21 protein-coding genes, 1 tRNA gene and 1 other RNA gene are annotated in these 24,433 nt (G+C 70.3%); 17 read left to right on the forward strand and 6 right to left on the reverse strand.

All coding sequences use genetic code 11. From position 1 onward, the window contains the following. Positions 1–126: 126 nt before the first annotated feature. Both HUT19_RS21385 and HUT19_RS21390 read right to left on the reverse strand, forming a co-directional pair. On the reverse strand, positions 127–3,594 hold the full coding sequence (locus tag HUT19_RS21385; protein ID WP_217712274.1) for a glycosyltransferase: 3,468 nt from the start codon (positions 3,592–3,594) through the stop codon (positions 127–129). Positions 3,595–4,230: 636 nt separating this feature from the next. Beyond that, the gene (locus HUT19_RS21390) at positions 4,231–4,452 is read right to left on the reverse strand and encodes a hypothetical protein (RefSeq protein WP_176182011.1); all 222 of its coding nucleotides are present in this window, start codon (positions 4,450–4,452) and stop codon (positions 4,231–4,233) included. A gap of 217 nt (positions 4,453–4,669) precedes the next feature. Here HUT19_RS21390 and HUT19_RS21395 point away from each other — a divergent pair, with 217 nt between their 5' ends. Continuing rightward, positions 4,670–5,701: a DNA-directed RNA polymerase subunit alpha gene (locus HUT19_RS21395; RefSeq protein WP_176182012.1), complete on the forward strand. Its 1,032-nt coding sequence runs from the start codon at positions 4,670–4,672 to the stop codon at positions 5,699–5,701. A 758-nt stretch (positions 5,702–6,459) separates the two neighbouring features. On the opposite strand, the gene HUT19_RS21400 is transcribed toward HUT19_RS21395, so the two are convergent. The 3 genes from HUT19_RS21400 to HUT19_RS21410 form a co-directional block, all read right to left on the reverse strand. Then, positions 6,460–7,398 carry an SUMF1/EgtB/PvdO family nonheme iron enzyme gene (locus tag HUT19_RS21400; RefSeq protein ID WP_176182013.1) on the reverse strand — a complete coding sequence of 313 codons (939 nt, stop codon included), beginning with the start codon at positions 7,396–7,398 and terminating at the stop codon, positions 6,460–6,462. 50 nt (positions 7,399–7,448) lie between these two features. Continuing rightward, the gene (locus HUT19_RS21405; RefSeq protein WP_176182014.1) at positions 7,449–8,234 is read right to left on the reverse strand and encodes an aminotransferase class IV family protein; all 786 of its coding nucleotides are present in this window, start codon (positions 8,232–8,234) and stop codon (positions 7,449–7,451) included. 153 nt (positions 8,235–8,387) lie between these two features. Beyond that, the gene (locus tag HUT19_RS21410) at positions 8,388–8,771 is read right to left on the reverse strand and encodes a GntR family transcriptional regulator (RefSeq protein ID WP_176182015.1); all 384 of its coding nucleotides are present in this window, start codon (positions 8,769–8,771) and stop codon (positions 8,388–8,390) included. A 454-nt stretch (positions 8,772–9,225) separates the two neighbouring features. Between HUT19_RS21410 and HUT19_RS21415 the strand changes: the two genes are divergently transcribed. The 13 genes from HUT19_RS21415 to HUT19_RS21475 all read left to right on the forward strand — a co-directional run bounded on the left by HUT19_RS21415 (position 9,226) and on the right by HUT19_RS21475 (position 20,999). Beyond that, on the forward strand, positions 9,226–9,489 hold the full coding sequence (locus HUT19_RS21415; RefSeq protein ID WP_176182016.1) for a DUF6284 family protein: 264 nt from the start codon (positions 9,226–9,228) through the stop codon (positions 9,487–9,489). Next, a complete protein-coding gene (locus HUT19_RS21420; RefSeq protein ID WP_176182017.1) occupies positions 9,489–9,776 on the forward strand; it encodes a DUF6303 family protein in 288 nt (95 codons plus the stop codon). Before HUT19_RS21415 ends, HUT19_RS21420 begins: the two co-directional genes overlap by 1 nt. After that, positions 9,773–10,795 carry a DUF2637 domain-containing protein gene (locus tag HUT19_RS21425; RefSeq protein ID WP_176182018.1) on the forward strand — a complete coding sequence of 341 codons (1,023 nt, stop codon included), beginning with the start codon at positions 9,773–9,775 and terminating at the stop codon, positions 10,793–10,795. The genes HUT19_RS21420 and HUT19_RS21425 overlap by 4 nt, the downstream gene beginning before the upstream one ends. A 61-nt stretch (positions 10,796–10,856) precedes the next feature. After that, on the forward strand, positions 10,857–11,192 hold the full coding sequence (locus HUT19_RS21430) for an RRQRL motif-containing zinc-binding protein (RefSeq protein WP_176182019.1): 336 nt from the start codon (positions 10,857–10,859) through the stop codon (positions 11,190–11,192). Between the two features lie 28 nt (positions 11,193–11,220). After that, positions 11,221–11,475 (forward strand): hypothetical protein, encoded by a 255-nt coding sequence (locus HUT19_RS21435; protein WP_176182020.1) that lies wholly within the window; start codon positions 11,221–11,223, stop codon positions 11,473–11,475. Positions 11,476–11,578: 103 nt separating this feature from the next. Next, positions 11,579–13,183 (forward strand): hypothetical protein, encoded by a 1,605-nt coding sequence (locus HUT19_RS21440; protein WP_176182021.1) that lies wholly within the window; start codon positions 11,579–11,581, stop codon positions 13,181–13,183. Position 13,184: 1 nt separating this feature from the next. Beyond that, positions 13,185–15,341, forward strand: a complete 2,157-nt coding sequence (locus HUT19_RS21445) for an FtsK/SpoIIIE domain-containing protein (RefSeq protein WP_176182022.1) — start codon at positions 13,185–13,187, stop codon at positions 15,339–15,341. A gap of 221 nt (positions 15,342–15,562) precedes the next feature. After that, entirely contained in the window at positions 15,563–15,874 is a 312-nt protein-coding gene (locus HUT19_RS21450; RefSeq protein WP_176182023.1) for a hypothetical protein, read from the forward strand. 50 nt (positions 15,875–15,924) lie between these two features. After that, entirely contained in the window at positions 15,925–16,686 is a 762-nt protein-coding gene (locus tag HUT19_RS21455; protein WP_254885694.1) for a hypothetical protein, read from the forward strand. Between the two features lie 88 nt (positions 16,687–16,774). Continuing rightward, positions 16,775–17,677, forward strand: a complete 903-nt coding sequence (locus tag HUT19_RS21460; protein WP_176182025.1) for a bifunctional DNA primase/polymerase — start codon at positions 16,775–16,777, stop codon at positions 17,675–17,677. Between the two features lie 366 nt (positions 17,678–18,043). Further along, complete coding sequence (locus tag HUT19_RS21465) at positions 18,044–19,291, forward strand: DUF3631 domain-containing protein (RefSeq protein ID WP_176182026.1); 1,248 nt, start codon at positions 18,044–18,046, stop codon at positions 19,289–19,291. A 173-nt stretch (positions 19,292–19,464) separates the two neighbouring features. Then, a complete protein-coding gene (locus tag HUT19_RS21470) occupies positions 19,465–19,731 on the forward strand; it encodes a helix-turn-helix domain-containing protein (protein ID WP_176182027.1) in 267 nt (88 codons plus the stop codon). An 8-nt stretch (positions 19,732–19,739) separates the two neighbouring features. Continuing rightward, positions 19,740–20,999, forward strand: coding sequence for a site-specific integrase (locus HUT19_RS21475; protein WP_176182028.1), 1,260 nt, complete (start codon positions 19,740–19,742; stop codon positions 20,997–20,999). 80 nt (positions 21,000–21,079) lie between these two features. Here the strand turns inward: HUT19_RS21475 and HUT19_RS21480 are convergent. Further along, a tRNA-Ser gene (locus HUT19_RS21480) sits at positions 21,080–21,164 on the reverse strand. Between the two features lie 73 nt (positions 21,165–21,237). On the opposite strand from HUT19_RS21480, the gene ffs reads away from it, so the two are divergent. The 3 genes from ffs (at position 21,238) to HUT19_RS21495 (ending at position 24,422) form a co-directional block, all read left to right on the forward strand. Next, positions 21,238–21,334: signal recognition particle sRNA small type (gene ffs / locus HUT19_RS21485), an RNA gene on the forward strand. Between the two features lie 60 nt (positions 21,335–21,394). Further along, entirely contained in the window at positions 21,395–23,821 is a 2,427-nt protein-coding gene (locus tag HUT19_RS21490; RefSeq protein WP_176182029.1) for a DNA polymerase III subunit gamma and tau, read from the forward strand. Positions 23,822–24,086: 265 nt separating this feature from the next. Then, the gene (locus tag HUT19_RS21495) at positions 24,087–24,422 is read left to right on the forward strand and encodes a YbaB/EbfC family nucleoid-associated protein (protein WP_176182030.1); all 336 of its coding nucleotides are present in this window, start codon (positions 24,087–24,089) and stop codon (positions 24,420–24,422) included. The last annotated feature ends 11 nt before the right edge of the window (positions 24,423–24,433 follow it).

Consider the following 24,433-nt stretch of genomic DNA (forward strand, 5'->3'; position numbering starts at 1 on the left):
GCGAGCGCGCGGGAGCCGGTGTGGCAGGGCCGAGCGCGCGGGAGCCGGGCAGGTCAGGGGCGAGCGCGCGGGAGCCGGGCAGGTCAGGGGTGAGTGCGCCGAGGTGAGCGTGTCCGGGGCGAGCGCTCACCCGTCCGCGATCTCGCCGAGCACCACGGCGGCCGCCCGGCTCCACGGCGTCCGCTCGGCGAGCCGCGCCCGCAGCTGTGCCGTCTGCCGGAACGCACCGTCGCGGTCCCTCAGCTTCCGGTCGATGGCCCGCGCCCACTTGTCCGTGTCCTTCTCGTCATCCCCGGACATGGTGACCACGAAGGGATCGGCCGCCTCGTGCCCGAGCGTCTCGCGCAGCAGCTGGGCGAGGCCGCTCTCCGAGCTGACGAGCACGGGCACGCCGTGGGCGATCGCCTCGACACCGACCAGACCGAACCCCTCGGACCGGGACGGCACGATCACCAGGCTGGAGCTGTCCAGATCGTCGCCGACGCGGCTCTGGTCGGCGGCGTACGGCCGGACCACCACATCGAGCCGCGGGCCGGCGGCCCACGTCACCACCTGGGTCCGCTGCTCCTCCGCTACGGCTTCCGGCGCCCCGCGGACCAGCAGGCGCAGCCGCCGCAGACCGTCCTCGTGCAGCCAGTCCGCCACCCGGCCGCAGGCGGCGGCCGCGAGGTCCACCCCCTTCAGCCGGGCGTCCTCGGTGCGCCCGATGAGCAGCACCCGCAACGGGTTGCCCCCCGGAGGGGTGCGGGGCGCCGAGGAGTCCGCCGCGTCGAAGCCCGGGTCGAGCCGCAGCGGCGGAAGCACACCGGTCCCGGTGAACTCGGCCAGGAACTGGTCGTGCAGCCGGGGTCCGACCGTGACCACGCGGTGGGCGCTCCTGCCCAGGGCGCGTTCGATGTCGGTCCGCTGCTCCGCCCGCAGCCCGGCGTCGGTCCCCCGGTCCGGCTTGTACCACTCGATCTCGTCCGGGGCCATGTGCACCAGATGCAGCCGACGGGCGGCGGGGAAGAAGTCGTCGGCGAGCTTCTTCGCCGCCGGGCCGGTGATCCGGCCGTGCCCCACCACCAGGTTGGGCAGGATCCCGGCGGGGAGTTCGGGGCGGCTGGTGAGCCGCATGTCCTCGGACGCCCCGGGCATACCGGGGGCCGGAAGCAGGGTGACACCCGCCTCGGCCGCGGCCACCGCCTCCTCGGCGGTGGCGGTGAGCACCACACAGAAGACCCGGGCACCGGCGGCGGCGAGCGCGCGGCACAGATCGCGGTTGAAGGTGCTGAGCCCACCGTGGGAGGACGCCCACTCAGTGGCCACGGACAGGACGACGGGTGCCGGACGGGCGGGCGGCGGAGGGGCGTTGTCGCGGCCGCGCGCCGGAAGCGGCGCACGGCCCGCCGCCTCGACGGTGCCGTCCGCGGTCTCCGGCACCTCGGGGACACCGAGGACGGTACGGGCGCGCCGCACCGCGTCGGCCAGGTTGACGTCGCCCTCCTCGTGCAGGGCCGTGGCGTCCTCCGGGTCCGGCAGCAGCAGAAACCCGACGCTGTAGTCGGGGATCGCCAGGGTCTCCAGCGCCTCGGCGGCGCTCGCCAGATGGCCGCGTGCCGCGTCGCGGTCCCCGGTCAGCAGCCGGGCCATGGCCGCGTTGTACCGGCTCAGCGACTGGTGCCAGGGGTCGGTGGCCAGCGCGAGGGCGCGCTCCGCCCAGGCGAGCGCGTCGTCCGTGCGCCCGGTGGCCAGGCTGAGATACGTCAGGTTGTTGGCCTGTTCCCAGCCGGGGGCCAGGGCGAACGACGACTGGAGATGGCCGGCCGCGGAGGCGGTGTCGCCACGGCCGTACAGGTCGTACGCCGCCGTGAGGTGGTTGTCCGCCAGCTCGCTCCGCAGTGTGCCCGTCGCCGCGTCGAACCAGTCGCGGGCCGGCCACGACCGCAGCGGTACCCGGACCCGGTCGGCGGTGAGAACGCCGCCGAGCAGGGTGACCCGGGCGGCTGCCGCCCGGAATTCGGCCGAGTCGGCCAGCACGATGTTGTCGGTGTCCGCCGCGTACAGCCAGCGCTCCACCGTATGACCGGCGTAGACACAGGTGACGGTGGTGACGTCGAGGGCGGAGGGCTCGCCCGCCCGCAGGATCGCGTCATGGAGGAAGTTGATCTGCGGGGTGGCGTCCGGCCCGGCCTCGGGCAGCGTCTCCAGCGCGTTGAAGATCTCCTGGATGTGCTCCGCGTTCATGGCGTGGCAGCAGGTCGGGAAGATCCGGAGGGGTTCGCGGGCGAAGTCGCACAGCAGATGGACCAGTCGGTCGACCAGCAGCACATGGAGGCTGTTCCGGCTGGTGAACTGGACGTGCGGGACCGATCCGAGCGTCCCGACCGTCCACAGCCGCGCGTAGATCTCGTCGAAGAGCTCGGTCTGCACCGCGAACCGCAAGGTGTCCTCGTCGGCGAACACCCCGTCCGCGACCAGCGATTGACGGCACTGGTCGTACTCCTCACGGGTGATCTCCGACGGTCCGGTCATGCTGTACGCGAACCACGCCTGGTCCGCGGTCGCGTGGCCGAGCGCCGAGGACAGCACGTTGAACGCGATGAGCTCGCGCCGTTCCATCGCGCGCACCGCGCGGATCAGCGGACGGTCGAGCACATCGCGCCCCGATTCCATCCGGCGGCGGATGCCCTCGAGCACCTCCGCGGTGAGCTCCATGCCGTCCGCCGCACCACGCTGCCAGCGCGCGAACATCTCATGGCAGTACAGCTGGATCTCATAGGGGTTGCCGTCGGTGAGCTGCCGGAGCGCGGACACCACATTGGCCGATGCGAGGCCGGGGATCCCGACGCTCGCCAGCGGGCGCACGATGCAGGTGTACACGTCATCCCACTCGGCGAACCCCCGGACCGCGATCTCCTTGAACTGCCGGAGGATCGGCGAGTGCACATCGGCGATCCGGTCGATCAGCCCCGAGGTCCCGGCGAGCACCAGCACCAGCCCGTCGACCCGTGAGGTGAGGAACCGCAGCACCGACAGCGCACGGGCGTCCGCCGCCATCAGCTGGGCCTCGTCGACCAGCAGAACGACCGGATGCCCGAGAAGCCGTACGAAGAAGCCAAGATCGGCCCTCAGCGCCGCTTCCGGCACCCGCCCCGCCGGCCCGGCGAGCGCCACCGCCTCCGGAAACTCCAGCGGCGCCACCGCCCCGGCCCCACCCGCCCCGGCCATCACCCGCCGCACGGCGGCCACGTCGAAGGGCACCTCCGCCCCGTCCCGCCCGATCTCGGCGGCGATCGCGCAGACCAGCTCCTCGTACACCTTCCGGAAGAAGACGGCCGGTTCCCCGTCCCCCTCGATCAACTCCACGCGCACGGTGACAAACCCACGTGTGGTGGCCATCCGCTCCGTGGCATTGAGCAGACTCGTCTTCCCGGCGGCCCGCGGCCCGTGCAGCACCACACACACCGACGGCCGGTCCACGGCCGCCTGATCGAGCTCGTACCCGATGACGCCCACTTCCTCGCCCCGCCCGGCGAAGACCGCGGCATCACGCACCGGGTTCCGGTAGTCGTACGGATTGCGTAACGCGGAGATGTCCACGAGCCCCCTCACCTCGTGTCGATCGTACGGTCCGGGCGGGGAGCGGCGGGAGACCTCTGCACCGCACGGGCCGAAGATCACGAAGGGCCCCGCCGATGACCGGCAGGGCCCTGCGTTCGCCCTGGCGGGCGGAGGCGGAGGATACGAGATTCGAACTCGTGAGGGGTTGCCCCCACCACGCTGTGCCAACTGTGGTGGTGGGGTTGGGGGGCTGGGGTGTGCGCAGGGGCGTTCACCTGCGTTCGTGGGCGGCTTGCCTACGGGGAGGGTCCGGCACACGGACTCGGCTGAACGACAGTGAACGGGGCTGAATGAGTGGGGAACCGAGACGTCCGCACTCCTTGCCGCAGCACCGGAGACGGCCCGCGGCCAGCTGTCGGAACCACTGCACACGCGGGAGCTGGGCCGCCTTGGGCTGCGCGGCCCGCATGCCTCAGGCGGGCTCCTGTACATCCTCGTTGAGGAAGGTCTCGTCTTCCCCGAAGTCCGCGGCCTGGAAGGGGTCTGTCGTCGGAGGCGGCGATGCTGTAGCGGCACGGCGGGGTTGCCCTTCCAGGGCGGAAAACAGCGACGTCAGTTCGATGAGGGGTCTCCCTTTGGTTACGGTCCCTGAAGGGGCCTGGCGTGCCATGACCGGGCACGGCGGTCCTACAGCTTGGTCATCTTGTCGTATGGGCTCAAGATCCGCATTTGTGTCGAGCCGAAATCCACGAGCGCCGCGATTCCGTCCTCGATGCCGATCACCCAGCCGAGGCCGTACATGTCGTGTGTGACCTGGTCGCCCACGGCGAAGTGCTTGGGAGCCGGGGTGACCGGGGCCTTGAAGGGGCTGGTGGGCAAATGACGCTTCGGTGCAGCAGGCTTTGTCATTGCCCCCAGTATGCGCCTACGAACTGCGCTGGACGCTGGCTCTCAGGGGCAGGAGTAGCTGATCGTCGGACTCCACCCCAGCAAGAGCTGAGCCTGCCGACCGGCCGCCAGACGGGCGGGGGTCGGGCGGTTCGGACTCATAGGAGGCCGAACGGCCCGTACCCTTCGTGGTGTCTACGGCGTCACATAACGCGCCGAACACTGGAGGCAATACCTCGTGCTGATTGCTCAGCGTCCGTCACTGACCGAAGAGGTCGTCGACGAGTTCCGCTCCCGGTTCGTGATCGAGCCGCTGGAGCCGGGCTTCGGCTACACCCTCGGAAACTCCCTGCGTCGTACGCTCCTCTCCTCGATCCCCGGTGCGGCTGTCACCAGCATCCGGTTCGACGGGGTCCTGCACGAGTTCACCACCGTGCCGGGCGTCAAGGAGGACGTCACCGATCTCATCCTCAACATCAAGCAGCTGGTCGTCTCCTCGGAGCACGACGAGCCGGTCGTGATGTACCTGCGCAAGCAGGGCCCCGGCCTGGTCACCGCCGCGGACATCGCCCCGCCGGCCGGTGTCGAGGTGCACAACCCGGACCTGGTCCTGGCCACGCTGAACGGCAAGGGCAAGCTGGAGATGGAGCTGACCGTCGAGCGCGGTCGCGGCTATGTCTCCGCCGTGCAGAACAAGCAGGTCGGCCAGGAGATCGGCCGGATTCCGGTCGACTCGATCTACTCGCCGGTGCTCAAGGTCACCTACAAGGTCGAGGCGACCCGTGTCGAGCAGCGCACCGACTTCGACAAGCTGATCGTCGACGTCGAGACCAAGCAGGCCATGCGCCCGCGTGACGCCATGGCGTCGGCCGGTAAGACCATGGTCGAGCTGTTCGGCCTCGCCCGCGAGCTCAATGTCGACGCCGAGGGCATCGACATGGGCCCGTCCCCGACGGACGCCGCCCTGGCCGCCGACATGGCGCTGCCGATCGAGGAGCTGGAGCTGACGGTCCGCTCGTACAACTGCCTCAAGCGCGAGGGCGTCCACTCGGTGGGTGAGCTCCTGGCCCGTTCCGAGGCGGACCTGCTGGACATCCGCAACTTCGGCGCCAAGTCGATCGACGAGGTCAAGGCGAAGCTGGCCGGTCTGGGCTTGGCCCTCAAGGACAGCCCGCCCGGATTCGACCCGACCGCCGCTGCCTTCGACGCGGACGACAACGCGAGTCCGGGGTATATGGCGACCGAGCAGTCGAGCAGTACTGAACGCTGAGCCGGGTCGCGGGGGAGCCAGGAAGGCAGAGCCACCAGCGATGAGCACCGGTCGACCGCACCCGGCTCCCCGAGGGGCCACCGGCGGAGAGGCAGACGCCCAGGCCCTCCTGGTGCCGCGAAGGTGGCCGCCATCTCTACCTTGTCTTGCCCTCTGTCCCCCAGGTCCGGCCGAGAACGCCGCCTGACGCGCTGTCGACATGCCCGGCGCGGGTCGGCGCCGGCCGGTTCAGCATGACGCACGGTGCCGTCTCCTCACTACCCGTAATGGAGAAGGAGACGCATGGGCACCAGTGCCTTGCCGTGGATGCCGCCGAACGGCGACGACGTGGAGCTGGTCCAAGTAGGGCTGTACTGGGACGCGGTACGGGCTTTCCGCGGACATCGGCGAGCGCGCGCTGAGGCCGCTGGACGCGACGGGCGCAGTCATGGCCGACTACAGCCTGATGTACTGGCTCATCCCCGCGGGCAGAGCCCAGGACGTCGAAGGGCCCCACCGCGAACGGTGGGGCCCTTCGACATCGTGCCCGGTGAAGGCACTGGCGGAGGATACGAGATTCGAACTCGTGAGGGGTTGCCCCCAACACGCTTTCCAATTCTGCCGGTGTCCGTACGGGACAGTTCAGGCACGTTCAGAGCCGGGACTTTGCGGGTCCGCCGCCGGTGGTTGAACGACCGCGAACGGTGGCGGATGAGACTGCGGTTGAGACTGCGGGGATCGCTCTGACCTGCTGCTCGCCGGGCACGTGTTCCTCGCCGTCATCCCTTGCGAGGGGGCATCTGCTCAGGCGTCGCCACGCAGCGGAACCCGGTGTCATCGTCGTGCATCATGTCATTGGCGTCGTTGGAAATGGCGGGAGCTCCCCGGAACAGGGGACTCGTGAAGGCGCTGCCCCGAAGTTCGTAGCGGCCAGGCGTGGTCGCTGTTGCCAGCCATTCCCACACGTTCCCCACCATGTCGTAGACCCCGTAGGGCGAAACACCGCTGTGATATCGAGAGACGGACGTCGTGCGCTCCACGCCAGTCTCTCGTACGTTGCACTTTGCGGCGGTCTTCTGATCACCCCATGGGAAGGTGCGGCCGGTGGTGCCGCGCGCTGCCTTTTCCCACTGCTCGGCAGTCGGCAGTAACTTCCCCGCCCATGTTGCGTACGCGGACGCGTCTCGCCATGTCACGTGCACGACAGGGTGGTCGTACAAGCTGCGAGGGCACCGGCCGTTCTCCCAGTGCTCAGGTTCCGGGTGCCGGGTGGCCGCGCAGAACCGCGCATAGTCGGCATTGGTCGTCGGGAAAGTGTCGATATGGAATTCGTCCACCCACACCGGGTTGTCGTCCACCCCTGACAGAAAGATCCCTTCTGGGACGTGCGCCATGAGCTTGCCGTCACCGGGATGCTTCACGTAGTCGCCGCTGCTCGTCTGGCCCTCATCTGGCTCTATGACTGCGCGGGTGGGCACGTCGTCAGCCGCGAGGATGCCAACAAAGCGGCCTTGGGCGTCCTGGTCAGCCTTGGCGAGCAAGGTGTCCAAGGCCGCTTGGTTCACCATGCGGAGGGAAGCTTGTTCGCCGTCCGCTTCCCATCGGGAGACTATGCGATCAGATACCCCCAATTTCTCGGCGAACTCCATGAGGCTCATGCGTACGGCTTCCCGCAGAGCCTTGACCTCACGTCCGGTCCATCTCGTAACGAGTGGCATGGGCTACCTCTGTCCTGACTCGCTCCTCACTGAGGGACGACGGCACGCGTCTACAGGCGCTCGCCGGGAATGCTGGCGTAGGCGTCACGCAGCGCTGCAAGCACGGGGTGGTCCTGTGGGAACTGCACATCGTCGAGCGCGCTGACGGAACGCACGCCGATCGTCACGTTCGTGGCGAACGCGGCGGCCATGTTCGGGACGTCAGCGAGCCGCACCGGGGCCGTGGTTTGCCCCGGGGCGTCGAGGTTCTGGAGCAAGAGCATCGTCGTGCCAGGGAGCACGGGAGCGTCCGGCCAGATGACCGTTCCATCCTGGTCGACGAAGCCGAGGTTCCATGTGCCGCCCTCGGAGATCCGGCCGTCCGGTTCGACGAACACGGCGTCGTCGAATCCGGCGAGCTGAGCGTCACGGCGAAGCCGGAGCTGCGGATGAAGGCCGATGTGCTTCACCTCTGCGTTGTCGCGGGTGAAGGGGAAGGACTTGGCCGTCAGAGGCGGCGGAGGCATGGCGCCCGCGGGTCGCAGATTCACCAGAATGTGCGGGTCCTTGGCGTCGCTGGGGCGCCCCATGTCTATCCCAGGGTCGAAGACGGTGACACGAAGGCCAGCGACGCCTGTGACGCCCTCGGCTGCCTTGCGGATGTAGCTCAGCGTCTGCTCTCGGTCCAACTCGACACCAAAGACGATCCGGCAGTCCCGCACCAAGCGGTCCAGATGGAGCGACAGCCCCCGGACGGTGCCGTTCTCCATCCGCATGGATGTGAAGTGTCCGTAGTTCGTGAGGGCAAGGCTCTGGAGGTCATCGAGAGTGACGGGTTTCCCGTTGAGTTCGGCCATGCAGCCAGTGTTGCAGCCCTACCGGCTGCGCCGACACCCACTTCAGAACTGACAGTTCGGATTAGTTCGGCACGGGGGCAGCGGGAGTGCGTACTCACGGCGCGCTCGGCGGGACACGCTTACTGCATGACGACGACCACACCGCGAGAGACGCTAGGCGCCGGATTTCCCCTCAGTGGGGCTCACGGCCGCCTCAAGCTGCCTGACGCGCTCGGAGAGACCGGCGAGTTCGGTGGAGACGCGTGCGACCTCAGCTTGCAGGTCGGTCAGGCGCTGAGCCGCCTCACGGGGTCCGTGCTCACCGGGGGCAGTGTCGCGTACGTAGGTGCCGCTCCCCGCGACGCCTTCCACCAGGCCCTCGTCCCGGAGCTGCGTGTAGGCGTTCTGCACGGTCATCAGCGATACGCCGAGCTTCCTGGCGTAGGCCCGACCACCGGGGAGGCGGTCACCAGGGCCGAACGTCCCCGCGGCGATCTCATCTCTGATCCTGGCGGCGATTTCGCGAGCGTTGGGCTTCCTCTTCGGCTGTGAGTCCACCCCGAAAGCGTACTTGACCTAGGTCGTTTGAAATCCGGTCGCCCGAGTACTTGACGGCCCATAAGTGACCTAGGTAGCTTTCTCAACAACGGCAAGCGACCTAGGTCGCTCCGCCTCTTGGGTCCTTTGACCTGGGTGTTCGACCTGCTCAACCGCGCCCGGAAGCCCTTCACAAGGGGGTGAAAGGAAGCGCTCGTTCCTTGAAAACTCCATAGGTCCCAGCCAAAACCGCTGACGGGAGGTGTACGGCACGGCTGGTGGCAGACCAACGGACGGCGCGCAGAGCGTCCCCGCGGGGACGAGGGTGCAACTCCCTCCCCGTCCGCCATCCGCTCGGAGCTCCGAGCGGTAAGGGCCGAACTACCCGGCCCACCTTTCCCAACGGCGCGCGGCTCCGGTGCTGCAACACCGGAGCCGCTTTCGGGCCGTTCCACCTTGGAAGGAACCACGACCCATGAACCACATCGGCACTGTTCAGGCGGTTGTTACCGCCGCCCTGCCCGACCGTGAGCCGACAGCCGCGGAGCTGGACGCGATCGAGGACGAGATGCCGCTCATCGAGGCAGAGCGGGAGCTGCTGGATGCCCAGATCGCCACCCTGGATCGCGCACCGTCCGAGCTGGACGCGCGTCGGCTGCGGCGGGCCCGACGCCGGGTGCTGGCCGCACGGCTGGCGCTGGCGAACCGGGATGAGGCGACCTTCCCGGAGGTGGCCTGATGGCGCAGGAGTTCACGGCGCAGATGTCCACCAGTGCTCGCGGGTGGCGCCTGTACGTGGTGTTGCTGAACACCTTCGAGGTCTGGCCGGAGCACGACTTCGGCCGTGCCGCTCCTGTGCCGACGTTCACCGAACGCGCGGCGGCGCTCACCGCGCTGGGCTACGAGTCGGTGCCGGGCGCTGAGTGGGAGTGGTGCGAGACCCCCGACATCCCCGATGACCTCTCCTCGCCGGTGTGCCTGATCGCGTCGGTCCGGGTGCGTTCATGGATGGGGGTGGGCCGGTGAACGCCGTTCAGATCCGTTCAGCCGAGCGCGCTCTCTCGGTTGGCACATGGCTGATCGTCGCGGGCGCCATGCTCTATTCGGTCCTCACCGTGACCCCGCTCGCCGCTGAGCACACCCCCGACAAGTGGGACTGGACCGCACCGATCCTGCCGCTGGTGGTAGATGCCGCGGTGGTGATCGTGGTCCGCCTGGATGCGGTGCTGGCCCGGCTGGGCGGGCATGGCGGCCGGTGGCCCGTCGCACTGCGGTGGATGACCGGCTGCATGACCCTGGCCCTGAACATCGCCGACTCCGCGCTACAGAAAGACCTGGTGGGCGTGGCCGTGCATGCGGTCGCGCCGCTGCTGCTGATCGTGACCGCGGAAACCGGGCTGGCCTACCGGCGCGCCATCACCGCCGCCGTGACCGCGCTGGAAGCGGAGCAGCGCGCCGAGCGGGAAGCCCGCGAGAAGGCAGCGGACGAACGCCGCGAGACGGCCGAACGCCGGGCCCGTGAGGAGCGCGAGCACGCCGCGATGCTGGCGCGTGAACAGCGTGAACACGAAGCCCGCCTCGCCCGTGAGCAAGCCGAGCGGGAGGAGCGGGCCCGCCGCGAGGAACGTGAGCGAGCCGAAGCCCGCGAACGGGCCGAGCGCGAGGACCGTGAGCGCCGTGAACATGAGCGTGAACAGCGCGAGCGGGAGCGTGAACGCCTTGAACGCGAGGCCGCCCAACGCCGCGAGAACGAGCGCCGCGAGCGGGAAGCCGCCGCGCGTCGTGAACAGCGGGAGCGCGAGGAACGGGCCGAGCGTGAACGCGCCGCGCTGCTGGCCGCCGGGCCCGCGACGGAGAAGTTCCCCGAGGACCGGGCCCGCGCGACCGTTCAGGCCGCATTCGAAGCAGGGCTCGCGGTGCGGGCCGCTGCCGAGCTGTGCGGCTGGTCGGTCGGCTGGGTCTCCACCCGCTACCAGGAACTGCGCGACGTCGGACACCCCAGCGCACCTCCCGCAGGTCGTGCTCTGGAAGGAGCCCGGGCGTGAAGCCCGCTGACCTGCTGCTCCGCATGGCGTGGCGGGCCATCTACCACCGATTGGCACCCTGATGGGCACGCTGCCCGTCCACCGATGGCGCCTGGCACCGGACGGGCTGGCCACCCGCCGTCAACTGCGCGCGATGGACCTGCGCCCCGGCGGACAGGACGTCGCCGCAGAACTCCAGCGCCCCCGGCGCCGCCGCGGCCCGCTGGTCGCCTACCTGTACCGCATCGACCGCGCAAAGCCGGTCCGGCCGATGACCCCGGCGCGGTGGGCGGCGCTGGCCAAGGCGAACACGGCCCGCCGCACCTGCCCGCAGTGCCGCACGGACGCCGGATACGTCATCCCGCCCAAGCTCGGCATGTGCGTGCCCTGCGCCAACCCCACCGCTCTCGCTGCCTGATCACTTCACTCCTCAAGGAGAAACCACAGTGACCACCCAGACTCAGCAGACCACCGGCCCGGCCGCTCAGCAGCAGGGCACCCACCACTTCGTCCTGACCCTCCAGATGCCGCAGCCCGATCAGGGCTTCGTCACGGCGACGTTCGCTGGCACCTTCACGCCCCGTCCCGGCGACACCCGGGCCGACAGCTATGAGCTGATGCGCGAACAGATCACGCAGGCGCACCCGCACCTGGAGCGGGCCAATGTCCTGTTCTTCTCGCTGGAGCGCAACCAGCTCTGAGCAGCGAGCACGAACCGATTCACCCGGCGCGGCCCCATGCGGCCTGGCAGCTCGTGGGCCGCGCCGGTCCCCTTCCCGATCCTTCGAGTTGGAGGACTCCAGCATGACCGAGACCACTACGGAAGCGGTAGCGGCCCCACAGGCCGCTGTCGCGCCGCCGGTCGAGAAACCGCCCGAGCCGACACCGACCCCGGCCCCGAGCGCGTCTGGTGTGGAGCACACGCCGGGCGGGTGGCCGGTGGTGCCGCTGGCGCTGACCGGCACGAACACCACCATCGGCGCGATAGCGTCCGCCGGTCTGGCCGGTGGCCCGGTCGGCGCCGCGGCTGCTGCGGCCGGTGCCCTGCTCGTGGGCGGCATCGCCGCCGCCCGCACCAGCCGGAAGGACAAGGCCAACGCCCCCCGCTCCACCAGCCGCACGAACGCGCCGGTCAAGCCCGGCGCGCGCGGCCACCGCCCGGGAAGTGCCGGCAGAATTCCCTCACTGGGCCGCGGCTCTGGCCGTGGCGGGGCGGCATCCGGCACCCGCAGTGGCCCGGGGCGGTCGAAGTCGTCCCGCCACCAGGGGCGTTCGGCCGCTGCCTTCACTGGTGCCGGACCGGGCCGCAAGGCTTCCCCTTCCAGCGGTACCGGCCGGAAGCACAACGACGGTGCCACGGCCCGACCCGGGTTCGGTGCAGGCAGCCGCGGCAGTGCCGGACGCGTCGGCCAGGTGCGGGCGCTGCGTCAGGCTCGACGCGATCAGGCCCCGACGCGAGGTGCTGCCCGCCGGGAGACGACGCAGGCGCGGCGGGATGTGGCCGATGCCCGGCGCGCGGCCAAGGCCGCGGCCCGCACCAACACCGCTGGATCGCGGGGCGCGTTGGGCCGGGCTGCGGCGCGGGGTGCGGGCCTTGCCGGGCGGGCGCGGGACACGGCCGTCAACCGGGCCCGGGCCGCCCGGGACCGCCGCACCCGTGACCGGCTGGAGGGCGCCCGGAATGCGGTGCGCCATGCTCCGGCCCGTCGCCGGGCCCGGTCGGCACTGTGGCGGTCCGCGGCCCGCATGCACGGTCGTCGTCTGCTGGCCGCTGCCCTGGCCGCCCCGCTCGGTGTGCTGGGGATGCTGACCACGCCGCTCGGTCGCAAGCTCGGTTGGCGGTGGCTCCAGCACCCCGGACGGCGCCTGTACCGGCGGCTGATGGACCACGCGCACCAGGCGCGGGACGAGCGGGATGAGCAGATCCGCCAGCAGTTGGCCGCCGAGGAGGCCGAGGCCGACGCGGCAGCCGAGCAGGACCCGAACGAGATCGGGGACCGCGTCGAGCGGCCCACCCACCTGGTGCCCAACACCACCACCCCGTCTGACCTGGAGGTCATTGACGTGTCCGGTTTCAAGTTCGCTGAGGCCGCTGCCGAGATGGAGAACGCAGCCCGCTCCTACGACCCTGACGGGAACATGGAAGTCCTGGCCATGATTGAGGGACTTCCCCAGGCCATGCAGTCGATCGCCAACACCTTCCGCATCCTGGCCGAACGCTCGGATGAGGAATTCGCCTTCGAAAAGGACGTCGCCGCTGGCTTCGACGACATCCACCGCACCCTTCTGAACGCGGTCGATGCGTCCGAAACCCTCGTGCCCCTGTTCCGCAGCGTGCACGAGCAGGACATCGCCCGCCACGAGGACCCCCGCAACGGGTCCGAGGCCGAGAAGGGCTGGAACGTCTGAGATGACTACCACCACCGGCACCACGACCGGCAAGAAGCAGCAGGCCGAGCAGGGTGGGCCGGTGCTGGACTGGGCGGCCGGTCACGGACCCGTGACCGGCGCCCTGTCCGCCACCACCGGCGCCTTCGCCCTGGCCACCACCGGCGCCGCCACCGGCATGCCCCCGGGCTGGGCCCTGGCCGCCGGATGCGTGGGCGCCATCGGCCACACCGCCGCCGGACTGCGGTGGCGCAACGCGGGCCGGACCATCACCGCCCGCGCCGCCTCCTGGCTGCTGGGCTCCGGCTGGACCACCTGGGCCATCACCCACGGCCCCCTGACCTGGACCGCGCTCGGTTCGCTGGCCACGATCGGGATCGGGATCGGCACCGCCGCCCGCGCCACAGGCCTGTACGAGGAAGCCCGCGAGGACGAGGCCGCCGCCGCGGTGGAGCGGCAGGTCGCGGCCGAGTTGTCTGCCGAGCGGCGGGGCATCGCCGCGGAGTGGGCCGAGCGGATCGAGCGGATCGCCAGCATCCGGCTGCGGGTGCTGGCGGTGGAGATGTGGGCGACCGGGTGCGGCTTCACCATCGACGCCGAGTTGCCCGGCGGCACCACGTATGACCACATCGCCAAGCACTCCGCCCGCCTGGGCGCGGACGCCCATCTGCCGCACGGCTGCACCGTCGCTGCCGGGCCCGGCATCCATCAGGGCCGGGTGCTGATCGATGTCGCCACGGCCAGCGTGCTGGAGCAGGAGATCAGTTACCCGTCCGACTACGGGCCGCTGTCGGTGCACACCGGCATCCCCTGGGGCGTGCGCACTACTGCCGAGCAGGTCCTGACCTACCTGCGTGAGCAGTGCGCACTCGTGGTCGGGCCGACCGGATCGGGCAAGACCAACATGCTCCACACCATCCTGGCCGGGTTCGCCCGCGCCACCGACGTGATCACCTGGGTGATCGACCTGAACGCCGGATCGGCCGGACTGCCCTGGGTCCGCCCCGCTCTCCAGCCTGACGGCACTCCCGTCAAGGATGTGCGGCCGGGGGTCGACTGGCTGGCGGGCAGCCACGAGGAAGCGGTGCGGATGCTGGATGCCGCGATCCGGATTGGGCGGCACCGCAAGACGGTCTACCAGGACCTCATGGCGCAGGCGAATACCGACCTGCTGCCCATCAGCGCCCAGATTCCTCAGATCATGCTGGTCATCGATGAAGGCGCCGAGATCCTGGTCAGCAACGACCGGAACACGCGCAAGCTCGCGGAAAAGATCCTCGAAGTCATCCGCCTGTTCCGCGCCATGGGCATCCGCACCGTACTCACCGCCCTCGGTGCCACCGGCTCTGTGCTGGGGAACCTGATGATCCGCCGTGAGGCCAAGGTGCGCGTCGCCCTGACCGGCGGCGAGACCGAAGGCATGGACCTGTCCAAGCAGTTCCCCGGCAGCCGCGGCCTGCGCACCGATCAGGCCCCGTACAAGGGGTCGGGGTTCATGGGCACCCCCGAGTCTCCGGTGGCGTTGTTCAAGTCGTGGCGGATCCTGCCCAACCAGATCCGCGACATCGTGGCAGCCACCAGCGACCGCCACCCCACCCTCGACGCGAAGTCCGCGCAGGCGGCGGGCGCGGTCTACGCCGACCGGTGGGATCGCGAGCGCACTGCATGGATGCGGGAGCACGCCCCCGCCGAACCCACCCCGGACGCGACCAGTGATCCTGCCGTCCGTTCTGGGGCGGGTGCTGGGCTGAACTTGTCGGCGCTGCGCGACGGTGGCCGCGACGCAGGGCCCGGGGACGATCCGGACGCGGATCGGCTCGCGCAGCAGTTCATGCGCGAGATCGACGAACGGTTCGGCACCACCCCCGACCCCGACGCCGAGCAGGACGCGAAGCAGCAGCGGCCTGAGCGCGCGCAGGGCGGGCTGAACCTGTCCGCGCTCCGCGACAGCGACGACGCCGACGAGACTGCCGCCGCGGGCCCGGAATGGCTGGCCGAGGCGATCAAGGCAATCCAGTCCGCGGGGGCGGCGGGCATGAAGCCCTCCGCTGTTGCCGATCTCGTCGGCCGCAGTCGGCAGGCGGTCCGGGACGCGCTCAAAGCCGCCGCCGAGCGCGGCGAGTTGGTCTACCGGGACAACGGACCGCACTCGGTCTACGTCCACCCCGACCACGCCTGAGCGGCCACACACCGCTACTGGCTACTGGCTACCGCAAAGGTTGCCAGTAGCCAGTAGAACGGCCCCTACAGCCCCTCGCAGGGCTCTACCGGGCCTTTTGCCGGTAGCCAGTAGGCAGTAGCCACTAACCACTACAACTACACACCGTTATCAGCAGGCGCCCGCCGGAACCCTTCCGGCGGGCGCCTGCCCTGTCCCGGACCGCTGGAAGGGAGCACCACATGCACCACCACGAACCCCCCGGGAACCTCGCCCCGCACATACCCGCCGACGCCTACCAGCGCGCGCAGGCCACCGGACAGCCGGTCGTCATCGTTGTCAACAACGAGCCGACAGGCTTCCCCTGGCGACGCGTCCTGATCCCCTTCGCGATCGCCGGGGCGGTCGTCGCCGGGGGTTGGGGACTGGCCGCCGCCCTGTGCTGGCTGATGGACGTCGCCGCCCACACCGCAACGGCCATCGCTGGGGCTGTCGCCGGACCCGTCGGGGTCGGCGGCATCACTCTCAAGCTCTTCGGCTCCAAGAACAAGTAGACGGGGGCTGTTCGATGCGGTTCTACCTCACGACCCACAAACGTCACTGGGTGCGCTTAACCGACAAGCCGCTGTTCCTGAAGTCCGAGCACTTCGTCAAGGCGGTCAGGCTGGACCCGGCCCAGGGCCCGTACGCGGTGGACTCCGGCGGTTTCTCGGAGCTCCAGCGTCACGGCTGCTGGACCCGCAGCGAGCGTCAGTACGTCGATGATCTGCGCCGTATCTGGGAGTGCGTCGGCCCGTTCGACTGGGCCGCTCCGCAGGACTGGATGTGTGAGCCGATCATGATCCACGGCGGCACGGTCGGCGGACAGCACTTCGTCGGCACCCACCTGAGCATCGCAGAGCACCAGCGACGCACCGTGGCCAACTACCTGGAACTGCGGGAACTGGCGCCGGACCTGCCGATCGTGCCGGTGCTCCAAGGCTGGGAGCTCCCAGCCTACGAACGCTGTGTGGCCCTGTACGAGCGGGCCGGAGTCGACCTAGCGAAGGAACCCACCGTCGGTCTTGGCTCCGTCTGCCGACGTCAGGCCACACGCGAAGCAGTCGCCATCGTCACCACCCTCGCCGGATACGGCATACGGCTGCACGGTTTCGGTTTCAAGACCATCGGCCTGGAACGCGTCGGCCACCTCATGGCCTCCGCCGACTCTGCCGCATGGAGCTACCACGCCCGCCGCCGCCCGCCCATGCTCGGCCACACGCACAGGAACTGCGCCAACTGCCTGCCCTACGCGCTCCGGTGGCGCACTCGCGTCCTGGACCGCATGCCCCAGTGGCAGCAGCCCGCACTCGACGCTGCTGCCTGACTTCGCCCGGGGCGGCCCCCACTCACGCCAATGACACGGGACCGCCCCGGCCCAACCAGCCACATCAGACCTGTTGGAGGTATCCAGCATGACCCATGAAGCACGTTCCGCGCTGCTCCGCGCAGCCCTGGACTCCGCCGAACGCGGCTGGCACGTCCACCCCCTACGGCCCGGCGGCAAAGCCCCGGCGCTCCATGGCGAGGAGTCCTGCCCCCGTACCGGCGAGTGCGCGGCCGGGCACCGCAAGTGGGAGCAGCGCGCCACCCTCGACACCGACCGCATCCATGCTGCGTGGGGCGCGCGTCCGTTCAACGTCGGCATTGCGACGGGTCCGTCGGGGCTGATCGTGGTGGACCTGGACATGCCCAAGCCGGAAGACGGTGCGGACACGCCTTCCGGCGTGACGTCCTTCAAGGCGCTCTGCGAGCGCGCCGGGCAGGCCGCCCCCACCACTCACACGGTGCGGACTCCCAGCGGCGGTCGGCACCTGTACTTCACCGCCCCGCCCGGCGTCCGGTTGCCCAGCAGCAAGGGCACGCTGGCGAAGAAGATCGATACCCGCGCGTGGGGTGGGAACGTCGTCGCCGCGGGCAGCACCACCCGCGACGGCACGTACGAGACCGTGGAGGCTACCGCGCCCGTCCCGCTGCCTGCCTGGCTGTTGGACGCGCTCAAGCCCGCGCCCCGCCCCGCCGGACCGCTGCGGCTGGCCGCGCCCCGAAACTCCACCCGCCTTGCTCAGGTGGCGCTGGAGCGCGAGACCGCCGCCGTCGCCGCGGCCACCGAGGGCGGGCGCGAGCAGCAGTTGTTCCTCAGCGCCCGCGCCATAGGGCGGTTCGTCGCGTGGGGCGACATCCCCCGCCACGAGGTAGAAGCGGCTTTTCAGGCGGCCGGGGAGTCGGTGGGACTCAAGCCGTCCGAGTGCCGCTCGACCCTGCGCAGCGTCCTGAACTGGTGCCTCCGCACCGCCCGGCCCCGGGAGACGGCATGACCCCCACCCCGCCCCGCGGGGAGCTGAAAAGCCCCTCCATGGGCCTCGACCGGCCGCACGCCGCCGAATTGGCCCCAGCGCCGGACGGCCGTAGCGCGCCGAAAGTCGTCGGCCGTGAGGCCGTCCCTTCTGCTCTTCTGCTCTTCGCTCTGACGGACAGCAGGGCGACGGCCGGTACCCCGCCGCGTGGCTCCACATCACCGCCCCGCCGAACTGGCAAGCCGTGCCCACCGCCACCTCGTGGTGCGCATGCGGCCGGGACTGCAGCGCGGTCGGCAAGCGCCGGGTGCTCGACCTGATCGCCGACCACGAAACCCACAAGACCACCTGCCCACTCCGCACTCCCCAGGAAGGGAGGACCGCCGCATGACCCCCACCACGCCCGCGCCGTCCATCGACGGCGCCGCCCTGCTCAACGAGGTGGAAGCCTTCCACCGCCGCTTCAACGTCTTCCCCACCGAAGCCGCCTACGTCGCCGTAGCCCTGTGGGACGCACACGCGCACCTGATGGATGCCCTGGACGGAACCGCCCGCATCGCCTTCCTCAGCCCCGAACCGGGTTCCGGAAAGTCGCGTGCGCTGGAGATCATCGAGACGCTCACGCCGCGCGCTGCGACGACCGTCAATGCCTCCGCGAACGCCCTGTTCCGGCTTGTCTCCGCAGACGAGGGCACACCCACGCTCCTTTTTGACGAGATCGACACCGTATTCGGTCCCAAGGCGGGCGGGAACGAGGAAGTCCGCGGGTTCCTCAACTCCGGTTACCGGCGCGGCGCCAAGTCCCTGCGCTGCATTGGGGACGGATCCGACCAGAAAGCAGGCTTCTTCCCCTCGTTCTGCGCGGTGGCCATGGCTGGTCTCGGCTCGCTGCCCGACACGATCCTGACCCGCTCCGTCATCATCCGCATGCGCAAGAAGGCACCCAACGAGAAGGCCGAGCCCTACAGGCGGCGCATCCACGAGAAGCAGGGAAACGCTCTGCGCGACCGGCTCGCTGAGTGGGCCGCCACCGTGCGCGACCAGATCGAGCACGCCTGGCCGGAGATGCCCGAAGGCGTCACCGACCGGCCTGCGGATGTGTGGGAACCCCTGCTCGCCGTCGCCGACGCGGCCGGGGGCGACTGGCCCGAGCGGGCCCGCGCAGCGTGCCTGGAACTGGTCCACTCCGCCCAGGACGACGACGAAGCATCCCTCGGTACCCGGCTGCTCACAGACCTCCGCGATCACGTGTTCTGCGGTGCCGACCGCATGCCCACCGCCGTGATCCTCGAATGCCTCCTGAACCTGGACGACGCGCCATGGGGCGACCTGGACGACAAGCCCATCACCTCCCGCACCCTGGCCAAGCTGCTGAAGCAGTACGTCACCCTCGCGAACAAGCCGATCAAACCCCGCGGCATCCGCACTGCCTCCGGCACCCCCAAGGGCTACTACGCGGAAGACCTGGCGGACGCCTGGAGCCGGTACTGCCCCCCGGACCCGGGAAAGTCCGCAACATCCGCAACCGCCGCCACACCCCAGGTCAGTGGGGGTGAGTCCGTGGCGGATGGCTCCGCCAGCATCCGCCACACGCCCGCGGAAGCCGACACGCTCCCACTCCGCATCGCTGGCTGACCAGCGCAGAACCGATAGGTGCCGCCGCACCGCCTGCGGCGGCACCTATCCGCAACGCAACCGCCATCCGACACAAAGCCAAGCCGCTGACCAGCAATGTTGCGGCGTGGCGGATGTTGCGGATCCCACAGAAGGGGGTCAGGACCCCTTTGATCCGTCAAGGAGCCACAGCAATGGCTGCTGCCCAGACGTGCGATCTCCCCGACACCTCCACCGAGCCTGACGCGGACGAAGTCGACTTCGACCCCACGCTCCTCGCGCTCACGGTGGAGGAAGCCGCCCGCCGATTGAGCGTCGGCCGGACCACCATGTACGCCCTCATCCGCGCTGGGGCCGTTCGAACCGTCCCTATCGGCCGCCTCCGTCGCGTTCCGGTGCAGGCGCTCAGTGACTACCTGGCCGACCGCATGCAGTCGAACTCTCAGTCCGCAGTCGCGTAAGGAACCTCATGACCAAGCGTCCCAAGCGCCCAGATGGCGCCTCATCGATCTACTTCGGAAAGGACGGCTACTGGCACGGTCGCGTCACGGTCGGAGTTCGTGATGACGGCAAGCCCGACCGGCGGCACGTCATGAGCAAGGTCAGCGAAGCGGAAGTCATCAAGAAGGTCCGCGAGCTGGAGAAGCAGCGCGACGCGGGGAAGGTCCGCAAGCCCGGACGGCCGTGGACCGTGAAGGCGTGGCTGCTGCACTGGGTGGAGGAGATCGCCAAGCCGTCGGTCCGCGAGAACACCTACGCGGGGTACGAAGTGGCCGTCCGGGTGCACCTGATTCCCGGACTCGGCGCTCATCGCCTGGACAAGCTGGAGCCGGAGCATCTGGAGCGCTTCTACACGAAGATGCAGGCCAACGGGAGCAAGGCAGCCACCGCCCATCAGGCTCACCGCACGCTCCGTACGGCACTCAACCACGCGATGCGACGCGGGCACGTCACCCGGAACGTCGCCACTCTCGCGGTGCCGCCGCGGGTCGAGGAAGAGGAGATCGAGCCCTACGACATCAAGGAAGTCCAGCGGCTGCTGACCGAGGCCGCCAAGCTCCGCAACAGCGCTCGGTGGTCCATCGCCCTCGCTCTCGGACTCCGGCAGGGGGAAGCCCTCGGGCTGCGCTGGTCTGATGTCGACCTCCGAAACGGGACCCTGCGCGTCAGGAAGAACCGGCTGCGGCCGAAGTACCTCCACGGATGCGGGGGCGACTGCGGTCGAACGCCCGGCTACTGCAAGCAGCGCATCCGGAAGAACGAGGACACCGCCAACACGAAGTCGCGCGCTGGACGCCGAGTCATCGGTCTTCCCGACGAACTGATCAGGCTCTTGGAACTTCACAGGAAGGAGCAGGAACGCGACCGCCTGCGTGCGGCCCAGGAGTGGCGGGAGACCGGCTACGTCTTCACCTCGCCGGTCGGCGAACCGCTGGTGCCCAGTACGGACTACGACGTGTGGAAGCGACTGCTCGCCGATGCCGATGTCCGGGACGGACGTCTACACGACGCTCGCCACACCGCTGCCACGGTGCTGCTCATCCTGGGCGTCCCGGAGCGAGTCGTGATGCAGATCATGGGGTGGTCGTCCACCGCCATGGCGGCGCGGTACCAGCACGTGACGGACGGCATCCTCGGCGACGTGGCCGAGCGCGTTGGGGGACTCATCTGGGAGGTGGCCAAGGACGCCGACGAGGGCGGCCCGAAGGGGCCCGGCAAGCCTCGTTGAGACTGCAGATGAGACTACGAACGATGAAGGGTCCGAACCATGATCGGTCCGGACCCTTCATCTGCCCTGCTGGGCGGTTGCGGAGGATACGAGATTCGAACTCGTGAGGGGTTGCCCCCAACACGCTTTCCAAGCGTGCGCCCTAGGCCTCTAGGCGAATCCTCCGCCGAGAACAATACAAGACCGGATGCCGTGCTCGCGAACTCGTTCCCACCCCGGTCCATCCGCTAGGGTGGGGGCCAGCCCCTCACGTGGCGCTATCTCACCGAACTCCCCCAGGGCCGGAAGGCAGCAAGGGTAAGTGGGCTCTGGCGGGTGCGTGGGGGGCCCTTGCGTTGGCGGGGCGGGGGAGCGGGCGGCTTCGGTTGTCGGTGGGCCCCGATATCGTCGTAAGCGTGTCGTCCCTCGCGCTGTACCGCCGCTACCGCCCCGAGACCTTCGCGGAGGTCATCGGGCAGGAGCATGTCACCGGCCCGTTGCAGCAGGCGCTGCGCAACAACAGGGTCAATCACGCGTATCTGTTCAGCGGTCCGCGGGGCTGCGGCAAGACGACCAGCGCGCGCATCCTGGCCCGCTGTCTGAACTGTGAGAAGGGCCCCACCCCGGAGCCGTGCGGGGAGTGCCAGTCGTGCCAGGACCTCGCGCGGAACGGCCCGGGGTCGATCGACGTCATCGAGATCGACGCCGCGTCCCACGGTGGTGTGGACGATGCGCGGGAGCTGCGCGAGAAGGCGTTCTTCGGACCCGCGTCCAGTCGTTACAAGATCTACATCATCGACGAGGCCCACATGGTCACTTCGGCGGGGTTCAACGCCCTGCTGAAGGTGGTCGAGGAGCCTCCGGAGCATCTGAAGTTCATCTTCGCGACCACGGAGCCCGAGAAGGTCATCGGCACCATCCGGTCGCGTACCCACCACTACCCCTTCCGGCTCGTGCCGCCCGGGACGCTCCGCGAGTACCTCGGGGAGGTCTGCGGCCGGGAGGCCATCCCGGTCGAGGACGGTGTGCTGCCGCTGGTGGTGCGGGCCGGGGCGGGGTCCGTGCGGGACTCGATGTCGGTGATGGACCAGCTCCTCGCGGGAGCGGCCGACGACGGCGTGACCTACGCCATGGCCACCTCACTGCTCGGTTATACGGACGGCTCGCTGCTGGACGCGATCGTCGACGCCTTCGCTGCGACGGACGGGGCGGCCGCCTTCGAGGTCGTCAACCGTGTGATCGAGGGGGGCAACGACCCGCGGCGCTTTGTCGCCGACCTGCTGGAGCGGCTGCGCGATCTGGTGATCCTCGCGGCCGTGCCGGACGCGGCGGAGAAGGGGCTCATCGACGCCCCGGTCGATGTGGTCGAGCGGATGCAGGCGCAGGCATCGGTCTTCGGCGGTGCCGAGCTGAGCCGCGCGGCCGATCTGGTCAATGAGGGGCTCACGGAGATGCGCGGCGCCACCTCGCCGCGGCTCCAGCTGGAGTTGATCTGTGCTCGGGTGCTGCTGCCCGCCGCCTTTGACGACGAGCGGTCGGTCCAGTCGCGACTGGAGCGGCTGGAGCGGGGTGCCCTGGCGGGCGGCCTCGGCGGTGGTGCTGCCGGTGGTGCTACGGGCGCCGCGTCGCCCGCGATGGGGTACGTACCGGGGCCCGACGCCCATGCTCCGGCGGGCCCGTCCGGACCGGCTGGACCGGCCGGTCCAGCCGCCGCTCGTGCGGCCATGGGCGGTCGGGGTCCGGCTTCGGATGCCCCGGGCGGGCCTGCCCAGGGCGTGCCCGCTTCCGCCGGTCCGGCTTCTGGGTCGGGGTCTGGTTCGGGACCGGTGGAGCCTTCCGGGCCCGCCGGGGGCGGGTCGCGCCCCGGCGCATGGCCCTCCGGCGCCCAGCAGCCCCCCGCGGCCGCCACCCCCGCGGCCCCCGAAGGCGGCGGCGGAGCGGCCCGGCCCGGGGCCTGGCCCACCGCCTCGGCGCCCGGTTCCGGGGGAGGCCGTCCCGACGCGGATGCCTCGGGCGCGGGCCGTCAGCCCGGCGCCTGGCCCACCGCCGCCGCGGCCGGTGGCGCCCCGCCCGCACAGCCCACCACCCCTGCCCCGGCGGCCCCAGCCCAGCAGCCCCAGGGCGCCGCCCCCGCGCAGAACGCGCCGAACGCGCCGACCATGGCGCAGGGCGCCGTGCAGGTGCGCCAGATGTGGCCGGACATCCTGGAGGCGGTCAAGAACCGCCGCCGCTTCACCTGGATCCTGCTGAGTCAGAACGCGACGGTGTCCGGGTTCGACGGCACCACCCTCCAGATCGGCTTCTCCAACGCCGGTGCGCGTGACAGTTTCGTCAGCGGCGGCAGCGAGGACGTGCTGCGGCAGGCCCTCAGCGACTCCATCGGCGTGCAGTGGCGGATCGAGGCCATCGTCGATCCTTCCGGCGGCGGTGCTGGTGGTCCCGGGGGAGCGAGCGGCCCAGGGGGGTCCGGCGGCTTCGGCGGCGGTGGCTCAGGTGGCTCCGGTGGCCCCGGCGGGGGCTACGGCGGCGGCTTCACCAGCGGTGGTGGCGGCGGTGGCGGCTTCGGCGGCGGCCAGCCCGCGGCGCCGCAGCAGTCCGCCCCCCGGCCGGCCCCCGCCCCAGCCCCCGCGCCCGCAGCGCCCGGGCCCGCCCCGCGGCCCGCTGCCGGGGGCCCGCCCGCCGAGACATCGGCGTACCGGGAGCCCGAGCCGCCGCCCATCTCACCCGAGGACGACATGCCGGCCGAGGACGATCCGGATCTCGACGACACCGCCCTGAGCGGCCATGACCTCATCGTGCGCGAGCTGGGCGCCACGGTCGTCGAAGAGATCGTGAACGAGTAGAGCGGGCAGAGCGAGCAGAGCGGGCAGAGCGAGCAGAGGGAGTACAGCGAGGAGGAGGTCTGACGGGGCGCCCCGCCCACTGTCGCGCGCCCCCTGTCACCACCCCGCCGCGGGCCCACCGCGCCCCTCCCCCGACCCCCGCCGCCCCGTACTGGACGTACTCCCCGTCTCCTCCGTACGGCGTAGAGCGAGGTGCCCTCCGAGCACGTAGGCTCGGGCTATCGAAGGAACGACAGAACGACCGTCGACAGCCAGGAGCGAACCCGTGATCCCCGGTGGTGGCCAGCCCGACATGCAGCAGCTGCTGCAGCAGGCTCAGAAGATGCAGCAGGACCTTGCCGCGGCCCAGGAAGAGCTGGCCCGGACCTCCGTCGAGGGTTCCTCGGGCGGTGGCCTGGTGAAGGCGACGGTGACCGGGGCCGGTGAGCTCCAGGGCCTGGTCATTGATCCCAAGGCCGTGGATCCTGAGGACACGGAGACCCTCGCGGATCTCGTCGTCGCGGCCGTCCGTGACGCGAACCACGCCGCGCAGGAGCTCCAGCAGCAGAAGCTCGGCCCGCTCGCCCAGGGGCTGGGCGGAATGCCGGGTCTCCCCTTCTGAGCTGGGTCGCT

It is taken from the genome of Streptomyces sp. NA02950, assembly GCF_013364155.1.
Classification (GTDB): Bacteria; Actinomycetota; Actinomycetes; order Streptomycetales; family Streptomycetaceae; genus Streptomyces.